The sequence below is a fragment of the Amphibacillus indicireducens genome (genome assembly GCF_039539605.1).
Lineage (GTDB): Bacteria > Bacillota > Bacilli > Bacillales > Amphibacillaceae > Amphibacillus > Amphibacillus indicireducens.
The window spans coordinates 1-18,033 of the sequence record NZ_BAABDL010000135.1; the positions used below are offsets into that span (position 1 = coordinate 1).

17 protein-coding genes and 1 other annotated feature are annotated in these 18,033 nt (G+C 35.4%); of the genes, 1 reads left to right on the forward strand and 16 read right to left on the reverse strand.

The window, feature by feature from the left end; translation table 11 throughout:
• Positions 1–152: 152 nt before the first annotated feature.
• Positions 153–437: a DUF2624 family protein gene (locus ABD814_RS12050; RefSeq protein WP_344913538.1), complete on the forward strand. Its 285-nt coding sequence runs from the start codon at positions 153–155 to the stop codon at positions 435–437.
• A 36-nt stretch (positions 438–473) separates the two neighbouring features.
• Here ABD814_RS12050 and ABD814_RS12055 read toward each other — a convergent pair whose 3' ends face one another.
• The 16 genes from ABD814_RS12055 to ABD814_RS12130 all read right to left on the reverse strand — a co-directional run bounded on the left by ABD814_RS12055 (position 474) and on the right by ABD814_RS12130 (position 17,879).
• Positions 474–1,364: a deoxyribonuclease IV gene (locus ABD814_RS12055; RefSeq protein ID WP_344913541.1), complete on the reverse strand. Its 891-nt coding sequence runs from the start codon at positions 1,362–1,364 to the stop codon at positions 474–476.
• A gap of 13 nt (positions 1,365–1,377) precedes the next feature.
• Positions 1,378–2,688, reverse strand: a complete 1,311-nt coding sequence (locus ABD814_RS12060) for a DEAD/DEAH box helicase (RefSeq protein WP_344913544.1) — start codon at positions 2,686–2,688, stop codon at positions 1,378–1,380.
• A gap of 122 nt (positions 2,689–2,810) precedes the next feature.
• Positions 2,811–3,923, reverse strand: coding sequence for a Nif3-like dinuclear metal center hexameric protein (locus ABD814_RS12065; protein WP_344913547.1), 1,113 nt, complete (start codon positions 3,921–3,923; stop codon positions 2,811–2,813).
• Positions 3,916–4,623, reverse strand: coding sequence for a tRNA (adenine(22)-N(1))-methyltransferase (locus ABD814_RS12070; RefSeq protein ID WP_344913550.1), 708 nt, complete (start codon positions 4,621–4,623; stop codon positions 3,916–3,918). Before ABD814_RS12070 ends, ABD814_RS12065 begins: the two co-directional genes overlap by 8 nt.
• An 18-nt stretch (positions 4,624–4,641) precedes the next feature.
• A complete protein-coding gene (locus ABD814_RS12075; protein WP_344913553.1) occupies positions 4,642–5,187 on the reverse strand; it encodes a hypothetical protein in 546 nt (181 codons plus the stop codon).
• Between the two features lie 241 nt (positions 5,188–5,428).
• Entirely contained in the window at positions 5,429–6,547 is a 1,119-nt protein-coding gene (gene rpoD, locus ABD814_RS12080) for an RNA polymerase sigma factor RpoD (protein ID WP_344913556.1), read from the reverse strand.
• Positions 6,548–6,578: 31 nt separating this feature from the next.
• Positions 6,579–8,399, reverse strand: a complete 1,821-nt coding sequence (gene dnaG, locus ABD814_RS12085) for a DNA primase (protein ID WP_344913559.1) — start codon at positions 8,397–8,399, stop codon at positions 6,579–6,581.
• A 308-nt stretch (positions 8,400–8,707) separates the two neighbouring features.
• Complete coding sequence (locus tag ABD814_RS12090) at positions 8,708–9,514, reverse strand: pyruvate, water dikinase regulatory protein (protein WP_344913562.1); 807 nt, start codon at positions 9,512–9,514, stop codon at positions 8,708–8,710.
• A 16-nt stretch (positions 9,515–9,530) separates the two neighbouring features.
• Positions 9,531–11,618: a glycine--tRNA ligase subunit beta gene (glyS, locus tag ABD814_RS12095; protein ID WP_344913566.1), complete on the reverse strand. Its 2,088-nt coding sequence runs from the start codon at positions 11,616–11,618 to the stop codon at positions 9,531–9,533.
• On the reverse strand, positions 11,605–12,498 hold the full coding sequence (gene glyQ / locus ABD814_RS12100; protein ID WP_344913569.1) for a glycine--tRNA ligase subunit alpha: 894 nt from the start codon (positions 12,496–12,498) through the stop codon (positions 11,605–11,607). The genes glyS and glyQ overlap by 14 nt, the downstream gene beginning before the upstream one ends.
• A 78-nt stretch (positions 12,499–12,576) precedes the next feature.
• Positions 12,577–12,750 (reverse strand) — a binding site (T-box leader).
• Between the two features lie 180 nt (positions 12,751–12,930).
• Positions 12,931–13,674, reverse strand: a complete 744-nt coding sequence (gene recO / locus ABD814_RS12105) for a DNA repair protein RecO (RefSeq protein WP_344913571.1) — start codon at positions 13,672–13,674, stop codon at positions 12,931–12,933.
• 14 nt (positions 13,675–13,688) lie between these two features.
• A complete protein-coding gene (locus ABD814_RS12110) occupies positions 13,689–13,832 on the reverse strand; it encodes a YqzL family protein (protein WP_344913574.1) in 144 nt (47 codons plus the stop codon).
• Positions 13,833–13,934: 102 nt separating this feature from the next.
• Entirely contained in the window at positions 13,935–14,846 is a 912-nt protein-coding gene (gene era / locus ABD814_RS12115) for a GTPase Era (RefSeq protein WP_344913577.1), read from the reverse strand.
• Between the two features lie 16 nt (positions 14,847–14,862).
• Positions 14,863–15,246: a diacylglycerol kinase family protein gene (locus ABD814_RS12120; RefSeq protein ID WP_344913580.1), complete on the reverse strand. Its 384-nt coding sequence runs from the start codon at positions 15,244–15,246 to the stop codon at positions 14,863–14,865.
• Positions 15,221–15,697, reverse strand: coding sequence for an rRNA maturation RNase YbeY (gene ybeY, locus ABD814_RS12125; RefSeq protein WP_344913622.1), 477 nt, complete (start codon positions 15,695–15,697; stop codon positions 15,221–15,223). Before ybeY ends, ABD814_RS12120 begins: the two co-directional genes overlap by 26 nt.
• Positions 15,693–17,879 (reverse strand): HD family phosphohydrolase, encoded by a 2,187-nt coding sequence (locus tag ABD814_RS12130; RefSeq protein WP_344913583.1) that lies wholly within the window; start codon positions 17,877–17,879, stop codon positions 15,693–15,695. The genes ybeY and ABD814_RS12130 overlap by 5 nt, the downstream gene beginning before the upstream one ends.
• Positions 17,880–18,033: the final 154 nt, after the last annotated feature.

Below are 18,033 nucleotides of genomic sequence, written 5' to 3' on the forward strand. Positions count from 1 at the left end.
ATAACATTAATGTAATATTAAGGGGTCGTTTTTTCGATATTTATCACGAAGAATTTTTACTCTTCATAGCTGCACTTTTTAAACAAAAAGATAAACATTTTGTGGTTAAAACATATATTATTTAGAGGTTTTTATTGTAGAGGAGGGTATCAATGAATCCAATCTTTAAGAAAGTAGTTCGTAAAAAATTGACTGAGGTGAGCCCAAGTGAATTAATCATCCAAGCTCAAGATTATCAAGTTGAATTAACCCAAAATCAAGCAACTCAAATTGTTAATATGTTAAAGCAAAAAAAATTGGACCCATTTAAAAAAACAGATTTAGTTAAAATGTTAACTTTTTTAGAACAAATCACCGATCAAGCAACAGTTAAAAAAGCAAAAATCATCCTCAATCAATTTATTAAACAATATGACATCGCTGAATGGTTTTATTAAAAAAATCCATTCGTATTAAATACGAATGGATTTTTTCTATTGAGCAATAATTAAATCTTTTAAGTTTTCCTTAAATACACCTTGTTTGATCATCTCAATTTCAAATTTATAAGGTGGTTTTCTATTTTTTTTATCTTCACCAACGTAAGGTGTTTCGAGAATCTTTGGAATGTCCTGTAACTGTGGATGGTGAACAATATTGTGCAGAGTATCAAAACCAATATGACCAAAGCCAATATTCTCATGGCGATCTTTATGTGCACCACGAACGTTCTTACTATCGTTTACATGGACTACCTTAATCCGATCAACACCGACAATGCGATCAAACTCATTGAGTACCTCGTCAAAATCTGTCACTAGGTCATAACCAGCATCATGGACATGACATGTATCAAAACAAACAGACAATTTATCATTATGAATCACCCCATCAATAATCTGTGCCAATTCATCAAATGTCCGGCCAATTTCCGTCCCTTTACCAGCCATCGTTTCTAATGCAATTTGAACATTTTGTTCAGCTGTTAAAACTTCATTTAAACCTTCAATAATTCTTGCGATTCCTAATCCTACACCCGCACCAACATGGGCACCTGGATGTAAAACAATTTGCTTTGCTTGAAGTGCTTCAGTTCGTTCAATTTCACTTCTTAAAAAAGAGACAGCCAGCTCAAATGTTTCTGGCTTCGTTGTATTACCCAAATTAATAATATACGGGGCATGAACGATGAGATCTTCAATCCCATTTGCCTTCATATGCTCAAGTCCCGCTTCAATATTTAATTCTTCGATTGCCTTACGACGTGTATTTTGAGGTGCGCCAGTATAAATCATCATCGCTGTTGCCCCATAACTTGCTGCTTCTTCACTTGATCCGACTAACATCTTTTTACCACTCATTGAAACGTGTGAACCTAATCTCAATCTCTCCACTCCCCTATTTTCTATATTTATCTTGTTTTAACTTACGTTTAATTCGCTGTTGCTCTTTACGCAATTTAGCTTTATATCCTGGTTTGACCTTCTTAGGACGCTTAACACGCTTCCACGCTTCTTGATCAAGATCATTGCCTCGCTTTTCACGAACGGTTCGATGGTTCCAGGCCTTGATCTCTCTCCATTCACCTTTAACAATCTCATAGTTTGAAAATTCAAGTCCATCTTCAGACAACTTCGTTAAAAGTGGGAAATCATCCTCATCGTATAAATGAATGGCTGTACCTTCCATTCCCGCACGTGCTGTTCGGCCAATTCGATGAATGAAAAACTCTGTTTCTTTTGGCAATTGAGCATTAATGACATGACTAACGCCTTCAATATCAATTCCTCGTGCAGCTAGATCTGTCGCAACAATATATTGATACCTCAGAGCTTGAATCTCTTTTAAAACCCGTTTTCTTTCTCTTGCTGACAATCCACCATGAAGGATCCCCACATTTAAACCTTGCTGAGCTAAATCGTGATACAACTCATCACACGCTTCTTTGCCATTAGCAAAGATAATCGCTAAATATGGATGAATGGCTTTAGCAATTTGACCAATTACCTCTGCTGGCTTACGATGACGTAAAGGAACAAGTCTATTTTCTAACAAATTAGGTGAAACATGGTCTTTTATTTCAATAAAAGTAGGGTTATTCAGATACTTTTGTAAAAATGGTTGCAATCGCTTCGGAATCGTCGCCGAAAAAACAAGAATCTGAACATTAGGATCAGCTTTGACTAAAATTTGATCAATTTCATTAATCAGTCCTAGATCCAACATCAGATCTGCTTCATCAACAACAAACGAGCGTGCAGTGTAAATATTGACGGCTCCTTCATTGATTAAATCTAATAACCGACCAGGAGTCGCAACGATAATAGCTGGCTGTTCAGTTAATTTTTCAATCGTTCGCTTTTTATCTGTCCCACCAATAAAAAGCTTAGCTTGAACCTGTTGTTCAAAATTTAAAAGCGTTAAAATCTTTTTAACTTGATCAAAAATTTGACTAGCCAACTCTCGCGTCGGTGTCGTCACAACAAATTGAACATTTTTTTCCTCAGGATTCAATTGGTTAAATAATGGTAATAGAAATGCATGTGTTTTTCCAGATCCTGTTTGTGATTGACCAATGATGCTCTCATTTCTTAATGTAGCTGGAATCACTTTTTCTTGAATTGCCGTCGGTTGCTTAAAACCTAGTTGATCGACTGTCCGTTCAAGCTCTGGCTTTAAATTAAATGCCTTAAAATCATAATTTTTCATAATAAACTCCTCATCTAAAAACGACTTGTCTTACTTATTATAGACACAAAATGTCGATTACGCACTTGATTAAGTTAAAATCAATTGACTTCTTAAACTTTTAACAGATTTAAAGTACGAATCTACAAAAACTGAAAGGGCTCCGTACTTATCTTCGTTTCAATCACTTGAATCGAAGCATCAACTTTACCTCGCAGGTAAGCAGCAACAGCTTCAACCATAATCTGCTCAATATGATGGCCCGGATCGATAATGGATAGTCCGCTCGCTTCAGCATCTTGTGCAAAATGAAATGACACATCTCCTGTAATGAAAACATCAGCCCCCATCCGCTTCGCGTATGGATAATACTTTTCTCCACTACCACCAAGAATAGCCACTTTTTTTACCTGATTTTCAAGTGCCCCTGAAACTCGTAAACCTTCTAATTGAAAAATTTCCTTCAAATTAATCGCTAGTTGTTTCAACGAGATTGCTTCTTCCAATGTTCCAACTCGTCCTAACCCATACTGGATCCCGTTATTTTCAAGCTTGATTAGATCATAAGCTGGTTCCTCATAGGGATGTGATTTAATAATTGCTTCAATTGCTTTAGTCCGCAACGATTGATGCATAAGATATTCAAGTTTTACTTCATCAACATATTCTCGCTTATTTGACTCACCAAGATAAGGGGAAGCATTGTCCATCGGTCTAAATGTACCCGTCCCTTTAACTCTAAATGAGCATTGTTCGTAATCACCAAGCTGACCAACACCTACTTTAGTTAAAGCTTGATCAACTTGATCGACATGTGTTTCAGGTACATAAACATACAATTTGTAGAAATGTTCTTCCTTTTCTGGTACGAGAATTTTTGTCTCTTGAAGACCTAATTTTTCAGCTAATAAATCATTTACACCACCAAAAGTAACATCTAAATTTGTATGAGCAGAATAGACGGTAAGGTCATGCTTAATTAGTTTCTGAATAATTTTTCCTTTTGGATCGTGATAATTAATTTGTTTTAACGGTCTGAATATTAGTGGGTGATGCGAGATGATTAAGTTTGCTCCTGATTCAAGTGCTTCCTCGATCACTTCTTCAGTCACATCAAGTGTCACAAAAATGTTTGCTACTGGTTTACTTAAACTCCCAACCTGTAAGCCAACATTATCCCATTCACTCGCCAGTTTCCTCGGTACCCACTCTTCAAATTGTTCGATCACTTTACCAATCGTGATTTGTTTAGTCATCATTTAACACCCTTTCAATCCAGCCCAATTGCTCAATATAATCATTAATTTTCTTTTGATCTGGCTGTTTCGCTTGGCCCATCTGCTTAATAATTCGACGATAATTGTCTCGTTCGCGTTCCCACTTTGTGATAAAGGCTTGATTACGACTCTTTAACAAAAATGGACCAAATAGCTTTTCCTGTTTAGTTAATTGATTAACCTGATGATCTCGTGCTTGATCTGCAACTAAAACTTCGTAAATATGACCATCCTCTGCTAAGATTGCTTCATCGACCAAGTTATAATTGTTTTTCTCAAGCCATTCACGAAGATATTGACTATCAACATTTGGTTGTAAAATTAGGCGTTCAACGTTTAAAAGTGTATCTTTGCCTCGTTCCAAAATGGATTGAATGAGTCCGCCACCCATTCCAGCGATCACAACTTGACTAACTTTGTCGTTACGAATAACATCTAATCCGTCACCTTTTTTAACGCTAATTTGATCGGTTAACTGATATTTTTTAACATGATCCTTCGCAGCTTGAAACGGTCCATGATTGAGTTCACCCGCAATTGCTTTTGCAGTTGGATCAGACAAACAGACTGAAATCGGCAAATAAGCATGATCACTACCTATATCAGCAAAGGTTGCACCTTTAGGTAAAAATTTTGTAATCAGTTTTAATCGATTTGATAATATGAGTTGTTTCGTCATTTTATTGACACCTATCCTTTAAATTAAAAATGCAATGATACTAATAATGATTCCTAAAATACCTAATATAAAGAGCCAATTATTTTTTGTCTTTATCCCCAAAGCGATCCAAGTAATTAATTGTAAAAAAATAATCACTAACGTAACCGTTGAATTAACCACCCATTGATTAATAGCGACCATCGAAAGAATTAATAGGTTTAGGAGCAACACTAAAATAATGTATTTTCTTTCAATTTGATACTGCTTTGATGCTATATATGATAATCCCAAACTCATAACTAATGCTAAAGTTAAGAGGATGATTATCGCTATTAAGTGAATTGGAACATACAGAATAAAGAAAGCAATTCCCGGAGCTACAGCAACATTCAATAGTAGAAAAATGACGATTAAAAAATTTTTCTGTTTATTTTGATTCACTTCAAGTGTTGAAGCCGATTCATCGCCTTCCCCTTCTGTATATAATGCCAGTAAATAATCACAATATGATTCAGGAAGTAAGCGGTTATCTCGCCAATATTTGATTTCACTAACGATGATTGCTTTACGTTGCCAATCCATCTCAACCCACCTCTTTTTTAGGTATCTACAAATGACCATTAAATGAAAAAAGTCAATCAAAATCAATTGAAGCTCAACTGATCATGATTGACTTAGCTGAGCTAACAACCAGCTAATAGTAGCTCAACCGATTGAAAACTCATGATTTTTAGTTAAAATTTTGTTCGCAGGGCAACTGACAGTAGCGGCCCGATTGGTTCAACTAACAATCAGTGAAACCCACACTGATTGAAGTTTCACTTTATTCGAGGAAATCTTTTAATTGTTTACTTCGGCTTGGATGGCGTAGTTTCCGTAGTGCCTTCGCTTCAATTTGGCGAATTCTTTCTCGGGTAACGCCAAATACTTTACCAACTTCTTCTAATGTACGTGTACGGCCATCATCGAGACCAAATCGTAATCTGAGAACATTTTCTTCACGGTCTGTTAGCGTATCAAGTACATCTTCAAGTTGTTCCTTCAACAACTCATAAGCTGCGTGATCGGATGGTGACGTCACTTCCTGATCTTCAATAAAGTCACCTAAATGTGAATCATCTTCCTCACCAATTGGTGTTTCTAATGAAACGGGCTCTTGGGCAATTTTTAAGATCTCTCTAACCTTTTCTGGTGTCAGCTCCATTTCTTTACCGATCTCTTCAGGTGTTGGTTCACGACCTAAGTCCTGTAAGAGCTGTCTCTGGATCCGGATTAGTTTATTAATCGTTTCGACCATATGAACAGGAATCCGGATTGTTCTTGCTTGGTCAGCAATTGCTCGAGTAATTGCTTGACGAATCCACCATGTAGCATACGTACTAAACTTAAATCCTTTGCGATAGTCAAACTTCTCAACCGCTTTAATTAATCCCATATTTCCTTCTTGGATCAAGTCAAGAAACAGCATACCTCTACCGACATAGCGCTTAGCAATACTGACAACTAATCGTAAGTTTGCTTCTGCTAATTGCATTTTAGCTTCTTCATCATTTTCTTCAATCCGTTTTGCTAGGGCTACTTCTTCATCAGCAGTTAATAAATCGACACGACCTATTTCCTTCAAATACATTCTAACAGGGTCGTTAATCTTAACACCAAGAGGTACACTGATATCTTTTAGATTAAATTCTTTTTCTGAATCTGTATCTTCGTCAGTATCTTCATCATCAATATCACTGACGACCTCAATTCCTTGTTCAGCTAAATACTCATAAAATTCATCAATTTGTTCAGACTCTAATTCAAAACGTGCCAAGCGATCGACCACATCTTCGTATGCAAGTTCACCTTGCTTTTTTCCGAGCTCGACAATTTGTTCTTTTGCTTCATCTAATGTTAAATCCAGATTGTTATTTGAATGTTCTGGTTGTTTTTTAACCATTAGAGCCCCTCCTTCCAACTTATCAAATCCATTACCGTGTCTTATCTTTAAGTTCTTTTTGAATTCGCATGATTTCCATGCCAATTTGCGCTGCTTTTAAATAATCATTTTTTATTTCTGCTTGCTTTTGCTCAGCAATTAAATCACGAATAACAACTTTATCATCATGTTCAAGTCTAATCATTCGAACATAATCCTTAATTTCATCAGCGGATACATCTGTTGAGACTGGTTCCATAGCAATTTCAATGACTTCACTGATGATTTCCGCATCATCTAGCCGTTCAATAAACTGACTGACATTAGCTTGATTGTCATCTTCATAAAAAGCATACAGATAGGTTACAATAATTTTATGTTTTTCAATATTAAATGAAGCACCTAATGTATGCTTAATTTGTTCAGCAATTGTTCGATCATGTAACATATAAGCAATTAACCTTTTTTCAGCATTATGATAAGCTGGCAATAGTCTTTTTTGCTTACTTTTTAATCTGTGCTCATTAGTATGGCTATTTGAAACCACATTATCCCTAGTTCTACCTTGTTTTTTCCTTATCTGATCAACGTCTTCCAACACTGCATCAGGTGAAAGGTCAAACATTTTAGCTAACTCTCGAATATAACGATCACGATCAAGTGCTGAATTCAACTGAGCGATCTCATCGACCACTAGACGCATATATGCCATTTGATCTGCCTCAATTTTTAAGTTAAATTCGCGCTTATGATAGCTCATAATAAAGCTCATGTAAGTAGAGCTTGCCTCGATTACTTCTTCTTTAAACCTTTTCCCGCCATATTTTTTTATAAACGCATCTGGGTCTAACTGATCTGGTAATGTGGCAATCCTAACTTGACAACCAGCTTTTTTCATTAGTTTTGCAACTTTATATGAAGCATTAATACCTGCATCATCACCATCAAAGCAAATGACAACCGTATCGACATAGCGCTTAATCAAGGCAGCCTGATGCTCTGTTACAGATGTACCAAGTGATGCAATCACATTTGTAATATCTGCTTGATATGCAGCAATGACATCCATATACCCTTCAAATAAGATCGCTTGTCCAGTTCGCTTCAATTCACTTCTTGCTAAATCAAAATTATAAAGTAATTTACCTTTTTGAAACAAAGCAGATTCTGGACTGTTTAAATACTTAGGCTCGAGTTCGTTGATAGAACGCCCTGCAAAACCGACTGTCTTTGCTAAATGATTTCGAATCGGAAAGACAACCCGCCCCCTCATTCGATCATATATCTGACTCTGGTCATTTCGGGCTAAAACATTTGAAGAGATTAACTCCTGCAAATTAAAGTCCTTTTTTTGTAAAAACTGTGTTGTTAATTCATTTGAATCAGGTGCAAAGCCAATTTGAAATCTTTCAATCGTTTCTTTCGTCAGTCCGCGATTTTCTAAATAAGAACGAGCTTGCTCTGCTTCTTTAGCATGTGAAAAAATATGATGATAGAATTTGGTCAATAATTCATGCGCCCGCAAACTAATTTGATCAACAGAGCGATTTGAACCATTTGCTTGGTTTAAATATTGATCAGGTAAATTATGACCACTTTTCTGTGCTAAATGAGCAACTGCTTGTTGAAAAGTAAAACCTTCTTGTTCCATTAAAAAAGTAAATACATTACCACCTTTTCCACAACCAAAACAATGAAAAATTTGTTTTTCTTGCGTTACTGAAAAAGAAGGCGTACTTTCTCCATGAAACGGACAGAGCCCAAAGTAATTACGTCCTTGTTTTTTTAATGAGACATACTCACCAATCACATCAACAACGTCATTGGCCTGACGTATCTCATCGATTAATTGCTCAGGAATTTGAGCGACCATAAATATCACCAACATATAATTTCTATATTAAATTCTAAAATCCTGCATGATTCGACAAAATAATTAAAAAAATGAATAAAATCATTCATTTTCCGCCAATAAGTAACAATCACCCCTACTCATCAAGCTTTTTAAAATGATGTTATTTTAATATTCTCTATCCACGAGTCATTTTCCTGCAAAAAAGAATGAAAAATTAGTAATCTATCATTCTTCAATGGATTAAGTCCTGATTCGTTTTTTCCACAAAGGTATATTATAGTATGATTTCAGGTAAAAAGCTATGTTTTTGCAACAATAACTTATTATTAACGAGCCATTTGAATTTGTAAGATAATATTTGCCGTTTCTTCTACAGCTTTATTTGTCACGTCGATAACTGGACAGCCTAAATGTTCGACAACATTTTCAAAGTAATCAAGCTCTTTATTAATTCTTTCGACAGTAGCATAATTAGCGTTTTGCTTTAAACCAAGTGATTTTAATCTTTCTTTTCGGATACCATTTAATTCTGTTGGACTGATTTTTAATCCGTAACATTTATTCGGGTCTGTCTGATAAAGCTCTGTTGGTGGATCAACTTCTGGAACAATTGGGACATTCGCAACTTTATAGCTTTTTAAAGCTAAATATTGCGATAAAGGTGTTTTAGACGTTCGCGAGACCCCAATTAAAACAATATCAGCCTTTTCAATCCCGCTTGGGTCTTTTCCATCATCATACTTAACAGCAAATTCGATTGCTTCAATTCGTTTGAAATAAGACTCATCTAGTTGATAAGCAAGACCGGGCTTCATCTTAGGTTCTTGATTAAATAACTGACCGATTGCATGAAGCATCGGTCCGTTAATGTCAATAATCGATACATTTAAAGCTTTCGCCTTCTGTTGCATGTAACGACGCAAATCAGAATTAACAAGAGTGTAGCCAACGAGAGCCTGCTTACCAGAAGCTTGAGTTAAAATATGATTTATTTGTTCAACATCTTTGACATATGGTGATCGATAAAGTTCATATGTGTCATGATGATCAAACTGTAATAAGACAGATTGGAAGATTTTTTCTGCTGTCTCTCCGGCTGAATCTGAGATTAAATAAATCATTGGTTTAGTCATCTTTTCCACTCCAAGTTTAAAAGTGTTGTTTCCACTCAATATCTTTAAAGTTTGCTAATTGGTAAATTAATTTTGCAATCAGATTTAATAATCCAATTCGATTATTTTTAATTGAAGGATTATCAACCATCACCATTGTCTGATCAAAAAACTGGTTGATTGTTGGTGCGATTTGTTCTAATAATTGCAGCGCTTCTTGATATTGACCTTGATTCATTTTTGTTGAATAATCCGCTTCTATTTCTTGATATGCAGTATACAGTTCTCGTTCTGATTCATTTTCAAAAAGGGTTGGATCGACATGATGAGATTCATCAATTTCCGCAAGATTAACAACTCGCCCTAAAGATTCTTGTGCAGATTTGAATGATGGATCTTGGCGTTTTGCTTCTAACAATTTTGCCTTACTTAATAAGTGCGAAATCACACCAATCTCTTCGTGTGTAACAGCTTTAATCACATCATGTGCAACACTTTCTTCTTTAACTAGGAAACTGATTCTTCCTTCAATAAAATCAAGTGTTTTCTCTCTAACATCCGCTTGTTGATCTAGTGAAATAATTGAATCATTAAACTGATTTAGCGCAGTATCGATTAAAATTTCAAATGAAACAGGCCATTTTTTTTGTTCTAGGATCTGAATAATTCCCATCGCTTGACGTCTAAGTCCGTATGGATCTTGTGAACCTGTTGGAATCAAGCCAACACCAATGCAACCTACGATTGTATCTAACTTATCGGCAACACTTAAAATTGCACCGATGACTGTTTCAGGTAATTGATCTTTAGCGTGGCGTGGCATATATTGCTCATTAATCGCTTTTGCAACAAGATCATCTTCACCAAAAAGGGCAGCATATTTTTGCCCCATAATTCCTTGTAATTCTGGGAATTCATCAACCATTTGTGTCACAAGATCGAATTTACTAATCGTAGCTGCTCGATCAACCTGGATTATTTCTGGCTCCGGTAAATTTAACTTTTCCGCTATCGCTCTCGCGTTTTCACGAACACGATTCACCTTATCAGCGATAGTACCTAACTGTTGCTGAAAAATGATTTTTTCTAATTTTTGATTGTTTTGTTCAATCGTTTGCTTTTGATCTTCCTGATAGAAAAAGTGACCATCAGCTAAGCGGGCATTTAATACTTTTTCATTTCCTTTGACAACATTATCAAGATACTCAGTATTTCCATTGCGCACACCAATAAAAAACGGAAGTAGCTCGCCATCTTGATTACGGACAGGGAAATAGCGTTGGTGTACCTTCATGGATGTTATTAAAGCTTCTTCAGGTATGATTAGATAATCATCACTATAACTTCCCGAAAATACGGTTGGATATTCAACCAATTCTGTTACTTCATCTAACAAGTCTGCTTCAATATCAACATGCCAGTTTTTTTCAGTTGCAAGCTGATTTAGCTGTGTCAAAATCTCAGCTTGACGTTTTTTCCGATCAGCAATCACATATTGATCTAAGAGGAGCTTTTCATAGTCTAGCGGATCAGTGATCACAAGATCTCCACCTAAAAAGCGATGTCCCTTGCTCTTGTTACTTGTTTGAATCCCTTCAATTTCAAAATCAATTTGTCCATTATTCTCGATTGCAACAATCCACTTGATTGGTCGAATATAGCGTAAGCGACGATTTGACCAACGCATATTTTTCGGAAACGTCATCGCTAAAATAACGTCTTTAAAACTTGGTAAGATCTCACTTGTAGCTTTTCCTACAGTAAATTTTTTCACAAAAATATATTCTGTCCCTTTAACTTCTTGATAATAAATATCATCAACAGATACACCTTGGCCTTTAGTAAATCCAATCGCAGCTTTTGACCAATCACCATTATCATCAAGTGCTATTTTTTTGGCTGGACCTCTAACTTCTGTTTCGAGGTCAGTCTGTTTATCAATTAAATCAATCATTTGAATCGCAAATCGTCTTGGTGTGATATATGTTTTTAATGATTGGTAAGTGAGACGATTTTCTTCTAGCCAAGTAATTGTTCTTTCTTTTAATTGTTTTTCTGTTTCAGCAATAAAGCGAGCTGGCATTTCTTCTAAACCTACTTCAAATAAAACATTAGTTGTTCCCATCTTGTTCACCATCCCTTTTCAACATTGGGAAATCAAGTTTTTCTCTTTCGTTAACATATAATTTTGCAATCTCTCGTGCTAAATCGCGAACCCTTCCAATATAGCCAGTTCTTTCTGTAACTGAAATTACCCCTTTAGCATCAAGTAAATTAAATGTGTGCGAACATTTCAATACATAGTCATAAGCTGGAAAAACTAGACCTTTCTCCATTAACTGTTGAGCTTCTTGTTGGTATTGATTGAATAAGCTAAATAACATCTCCGTATTTGATTCTTCAAATGTGTATTTTGAATGCTCGTATTCAGGTTGATAAAAGATATCGTGTACAGTCACACCTTCTGTCCATGTTAAGTCGAAAACATTTTCTTTATCTTGAATGTAGGAAGCAAGTCGCTCAATTCCATAAGTTAATTCTACTGAAACCGGATTTGCTTCAAGTCCACCAATTTGTTGGAAATAAGTAAATTGGGTAATTTCCATTCCGTCAAGCCAGACTTCCCATCCTAGTCCTGCCGCTCCTAAAGTTGGGTTTTCCCAGTTGTCTTCAACAAAGCGAATATCATGTTTTAGTGGATCAATATTTAATGTTTTTAATGATTCCAAATAAAGTTCTTGAATTTCATCAGGCGATGGTTTCATCACAACTTGAAATTGATGATGTTGATAGAGCCGATTCGGGTTGTCTCCATAACGACCATCATTTGGACGTCTGGAAGGTTCAACATAAGCAACATTCCACGGTTCTGGGCCTAAGCTACGCAACAATGTCATTGGAGACATTGTACCTGCTCCCTTCTCCGTATCATAAGCTTGCATTAATAAACAGCCTTGGTCACTCCAAAACTTCTGTAGCGTTAATATCATATCTTGAATATGCATCTACTTTTCCTCCAATTCATTCCGATACTTGTAATGATTCAATGAGAAAATCCCGTCGCTATGCCTTAATTAATAAGACATAGGGACGGGATTTCCGCGGTTCCACCCTATTTACTAAAGCTCAACGCTTTAGTCACTTTTAACTGAAAATGTTCCAGAGTGCCATTCAATCACCTGTTATCTCTGGCTCGCACCGCCCCAGATTCGCTTAAATAACGCGGTAAATTTACTCTTCTCTTTCATCACATATAGAAAAATTATAAAGAATTACACTTACTTTGTCAATTATCGTATTAAAAATTAAATAATAAATAGTTGATTCAGTAATCATAATAAAGTTTGGGCCATGAGATTGTTCAATTGTATCTACAGACTGCTCGACCTCTTCAACTATAGTAGCCTAGCGATCACCGAACTTTAAACTTAGTGTCATCACTGTAACTTATCAATTTGTTTTAAAAACTTTCTTGATTTAAGCGCTAAACCGCCATAAGTATCATAGTATTGCTCCAGAATCTGTTGAATTACTAATTTATTATCTTGTTTAACAGTTATATTTGCAACGCGCTCCATATCAACATCAGTAAACAATCGTAGTAACTTATATTGTGTTTCATTAATTGGCCAATGATTCGGATCAACTGACAAACAGCGTTGACATAGAACACCAGCCTCTTTAATCGAAAATGCACGGATTTGATCCGATCGTTGACAACTTTGGCAGTAATCAATAATCGGAGCAAATCCCGCTACTTTATAGAGCTTCATTTCATACATCATCGATAAGACAAGTGGATCTTTCCCTTCCACAATGCCATTTAGAGTTGCTAAAAACTGTTGATAGATATAATAGTTTGGTGACTTTTCATCAAGCAAGATGTTTGTCAGTTCAGCTAAGTAACTGGCATAAGCGGTAAGAAAAATATCTTCTCTAATCTTACGGTGTGATTGAATCACATCACCTTGCTCAATTACACTTAAGCCTTTACCTAGCCGGACAAGATATTCCCCATGAATAAATAGCTGAGTCACAGCAGACATTCGACTTTTTGGTTTTTTTGCCCCTCGTGCGAGCACACCAATTTTCCCTAATTTATTAGATAAAAGTGTCGCAATAATATGTGTTTCCCCATAGTCTTGTGTTCGGATAATAACGCCCTCTACCTTTTCTAACACCTTTTATCCATCCTTTAATCACTCTGGTCAATTTGATCAGACTGTGATTCTTCAATTAATATTAGCTCCTCACTGAGTTCTATTTCATAATCCTTCATCAGTAGATAGGTTTCGATATTTCCTGTTTTACTAAAAACGATCCAAGGTAAATTGTGCATAATAGCCCCACCTTCCTCCTTTTAGTTAAAATATCTACACCTTTAGAATGACCAATGTGAACGAATCAATGTTGATTATTTATTACCATGAATATTTCAAATCTAGCCTTCGTAATCCATTAAATTATAACCATATTCATGTAAATAATGGTCTCGATTTCGCCAATTTTTTTGAACCTTCACCCATAGATTTAAGTAAACTTTTGAACCAAGCAAGCGTTCAATATCTTTTCTTGCTTGAACACCAATTTTCTTTAACATCGAACCCTGTTTCCCAATAATAATACCTTTTTGAGAGTCTCTTTCGATAATAATTGTTGCATGAATTTGAACTTTCTCACCCTCTTGTCGCTCAATCTTATCAATTACAACGGCAAGGGAATGCGGAATTTCTTCCTTAGTTAATTGGAGCGCTTTTTCTCGAATAAACTCGCTAATAATAAATCGCTCAGGGTGGTCTGTAATATGATCATCTGGATAATATTTAGGACCCTCGGCTAGATTGTCCTTTATTACCGATAATAAGTGATCGACATTATTACCTTCTAATGCGGAAATCGGAACAATTTCTTTAAATGGATATTTATCTTTATATTCAACGATCAGATCGAATAGTTGATCGGGATGAACCTGATCAATTTTATTAATAATTAAATAGACCGGTTTATTAATTGATCCAAGTCGATCGATAATAAATTGATCTCCCCGACCATAACCCTCAGCAGCATTAATCATAAATAAGATCGCATCAACCTCATTCAAGGTGTTTTCTGCAATTTTCACCATGAAATCACCGAGTTTATGCTTCGGTTTATGAATTCCTGGTGTATCGATAAAAACAATTTGCGCTTCATCATCTGTCAGCACTGCTTGAATTGTATTTCTTGTTGTTTGAGCTTTATCACTCATGATCGCAATTTTTTCACCAATTACACGATTTAAGAAAGTTGATTTCCCCACATTAGGGCGACCAATAATTGTTATAAAACCTGATTTGTATGTTTCTTGTTCCATCATTTGTCCTCCAAACTTAATTAAAAACGAGTTCGACTATTTTCGGTAAAAAGATAATTAGACCGATAATAAAAGCAACGATACTCGTCACCAATACCGCACCAGCTGTTAAATCCTTAATTGAACCAGCCATTGGATGCCATTGTGGTGCTAAATAATCTAACATCGTCTCAACTGCTGTATTCAATAGCTCTGCAGTTATGACAAAGCCAATCATTAAAAGTAAAAGTACCCACTCAAGTACTGAAATTGTTAAAACAAAGCCTGCAATCAGCACAAGTAATGCAATTAAAAAGTGAATCCGAATATTAATTTCATTTTTAAAAGCATATTTTAAGCCATTTATAGCATAGCGTAAACCAACGCGGTTTTTTTTATTCTCTGAGTAATCCGAACGCATTTAAAATATCCTCTTGTTTTTTAAACATCTCTTGTTCCTGATCATAGTCGATATGATCATAACCAAGTAAATGTAAGAAGCCATGTAAAGCTAAAAAACCAAATTCTCTTTTTATGCTATGCTCGTATGTTTTAGCTTGTTCATGAGTGCGCTCGACTGAAATAACAATATCACCAAGATTTAGTGGTGGCAATTGATCCCCCTTAATCGTAACCTCTCCTTCAACTGTTTCTTGTAAGGCAAAAGAGATGACGTCAGTAGGTTCATTCATCCCTCGATAATCTCGATTAATTTCTTGAATCGTTTGATCATCTACAAATGAAATGGATATTTCCGCTTGTTCTGATACATTCTCTTGCTTTGCAGCAAAAATCAGTAGTTCATTAATCGTGTTCAGATAACTTTCATCTACTGAATTTGTCTGATCGATAAATTCGATAATCATTTTAATCCGCCTCCTTCGTATCTTTTGGGTACTGTATCCTTGAATGATAAATTCCTGTTAATGTCTCACTAATTGTTTGCTTGATTTTTGTTAACTCTTTAAACGTTAAATGGCTATCATTTAATTGACCGTCTTGTAAACGATCTTTAATAATGCTATCGATCAATTTGTCAATTTTTTCTTTTGTCGGCTGTTCTAGTGACCGGACAGCGGCTTCAATTGGATCACATAAAGAAACAATCGCTGATTCCTTTGATTGAGGTAATGGCCCTGGATAACGAAACCTCTCTTCCTCTACTTCTTCATTTGTTTCTTTCTCTTTATAGTAAAAATATTTTAATAAAGAAGTCCCGTGATGTTCTTTAGCAATATTAATAATTTCAATCGGCAACTTATGATCTTGTAAAATTTTTGCACCATCATAAGGGTGATTAATTATAATATCAGCACTTTGTGTTGGTTCTAAGAAATTATGTGGATTTTCCATCCCCATTTGATTTTCAATAAAATAATGCGGTTTTTTAATTTTACCTAGATCATGATAGTAAGAAGCAACTCGGGCTAATAAACCATTACCACCAATTGCTTCACAGGCAGCTTCACTTAGATTTGCTACCATGACACTATGATGATAAGTACCAGGTGCTTCAGTTAAAATTCGCCTTAACAACGGATGATTTGGGTTAGCTAATGTTAATAATTTTGTATCAGACAACAACTTTAAGACAGATTCAAAAAACGGTAATGCTCCGATTGCTACAATCCCTGAAATAAGTGCCGAAACATAGGCAAACACAATAAATAATAAGATTTCAGACAGTTGATAGCTATCATAAGATAAAAAAACAAAACTTAATATAGCTAATACATTGACAATCCCTGCAATAGATACCGTTTTAAAGACCGCTACACGATCTTTAATCGCCACTAAAGTAGCAATGCTACAGAGCTGAGCAGCTAAAAAGTAAATCCCAACTTCTAAATTTAATGAACCAGGAATTTGTTCATTAAATATGATCGTACCAACAATTGAATAGACAATCGCAAAGACAATTGCTAACCGTTCACGAAATAATATTTTTAGCAAAATTGAACTAGCTGCGATTGGCATTAATAAAAAGTATTTATTCGTATCTGTACTAAAAAGACTAATCGCTTTCATCATACCGATCATCACAACTGAAATTACAATTAATGTGAACAAATAGTTAAACTGTAAATAACGTTTATCTATGTAAGTTATTAAACCATATCCAATCAATGAGATCAGCATAAGAACGAGAACAACGAGCCCGATCACAGGGAAAAGATTCCGATCACTATTTAACAAGCCCACAAGATCGAGCTTATCATAAATCTCATTTGTTATCGTTTGCCCTTCCCTAACAATTACTTCTCCCGCTCGAATCATCGCTGGATCAACATTAGTAATTGCTTGGCTCTCTGCCTCTAGAGTTTCTTCAAGTGAGAAAAATGAGTTTTCCACTAAAGCAAATTCACCTACTTGAAGGAGACTTTCTTTTAATTCATCGTTTAATGTTGAGAACTGAAATCGCTGGGCGAGTTGTGCCTTCGCATCCGATAATTCTTCTTGTTTAATGCCTTCGTTGAAAATTTCATTTAATGTTGTCGTTAAAAGTTCATAGGCAATCGTTCGTTCTCGATCAGTCGTTGAAATTAACTGGGTCAAATCTTCATCAGCTAAGTTTTCAACTAGTTCTTGACTGACTAATTGTTTTAATTCAATGAGTTTATCTGCCACCGTTTTAGTTGGTAGTGTTTCTTTAGTTTGATTTAATTGGTTGTCTGCTGATTGAGTCTGATTAGTATTTTCAGATGATTCTTCTTCATCTTGAACTGGTTTAACCGGCTGATTAACCGTTTCGATCACGTCAAATAATTCATTCACATAATCAATTCGTTCTTCGGCAACTTCAGTCGCAATCAGATAACGATCCTCTACAGCACTAAGCGACTCTCTTTTTCTTCGTTCTGTTTCTCTCGTGTTTTCGATCGTAATTGGTGATTGAATCGTGTCATTTGCGATGCTATAGCGTTCAATTTCATATGTTTCAGTATAGACATTTGTTAAGGTGGCTAAAGTAATTGTCACCCCAATGATTAACAATGTTAATATAACTTGAATCGACTTACTATACTTCTTTAATTGATTAATGATTAATTTCATCTATGAGCGACTCCTTAGTTATCGATTTACTTATAGTTTATCATACAACACCAATTTTTTTATGTATATATTTAGAAACGACTATTTAATTGAATTAATATTATTCTACCTTAAATTATCATGATGCTCGAAGCACCGTATGGAAGTAGTTATT

What these genes read in the sequence shown, in the direction of transcription:
- ABD814_RS12060 (WP_344913544.1), bottom strand. Translation starts at nt 2,688, where the DNA reads ATGAAAAATTATGATTTTAAGGCATTTAATTTAAAGCCAGAGCTTGAA.
- ABD814_RS12075 (WP_344913553.1), bottom strand. Translation starts at nt 5,187, where the DNA reads ATGGATTGGCAACGTAAAGCAATCATCGTTAGTGAAATCAAATATTGG.
- ABD814_RS12130 (WP_344913583.1), bottom strand. Translation starts at nt 17,879, where the DNA reads ATGAAATTAATCATTAATCAATTAAAGAAGTATAGTAAGTCGATTCAA.
- dnaG (WP_344913559.1), bottom strand. Translation starts at nt 8,399, where the DNA reads ATGGTCGCTCAAATTCCTGAGCAATTAATCGATGAGATACGTCAGGCC.
- ABD814_RS12120 (WP_344913580.1), bottom strand. Translation starts at nt 15,246, where the DNA reads ATGCGTTCGGATTACTCAGAGAATAAAAAAAACCGCGTTGGTTTACGC.
- glyS (WP_344913566.1), bottom strand. Translation starts at nt 11,618, where the DNA reads ATGGGAACAACTAATGTTTTATTTGAAGTAGGTTTAGAAGAAATGCCA.
- ABD814_RS12050 (WP_344913538.1), top strand. Translation starts at nt 153, where the DNA reads ATGAATCCAATCTTTAAGAAAGTAGTTCGTAAAAAATTGACTGAGGTG.
- rpoD (WP_344913556.1), bottom strand. Translation starts at nt 6,547, where the DNA reads ATGGTTAAAAAACAACCAGAACATTCAAATAACAATCTGGATTTAACA.
- glyQ (WP_344913569.1), bottom strand. Translation starts at nt 12,498, where the DNA reads ATGCATATTCAAGATATGATATTAACGCTACAGAAGTTTTGGAGTGAC.
- ABD814_RS12110 (WP_344913574.1), bottom strand. Translation starts at nt 13,832, where the DNA reads ATGCACAATTTACCTTGGATCGTTTTTAGTAAAACAGGAAATATCGAA.
- era (WP_344913577.1), bottom strand. Translation starts at nt 14,846, where the DNA reads ATGGAACAAGAAACATACAAATCAGGTTTTATAACAATTATTGGTCGC.
- ABD814_RS12070 (WP_344913550.1), bottom strand. Translation starts at nt 4,623, where the DNA reads ATGACGAAACAACTCATATTATCAAATCGATTAAAACTGATTACAAAA.
- ABD814_RS12090 (WP_344913562.1), bottom strand. Translation starts at nt 9,514, where the DNA reads ATGACTAAACCAATGATTTATTTAATCTCAGATTCAGCCGGAGAGACA.
- ABD814_RS12065 (WP_344913547.1), bottom strand. Translation starts at nt 3,923, where the DNA reads ATGACTAAACAAATCACGATTGGTAAAGTGATCGAACAATTTGAAGAG.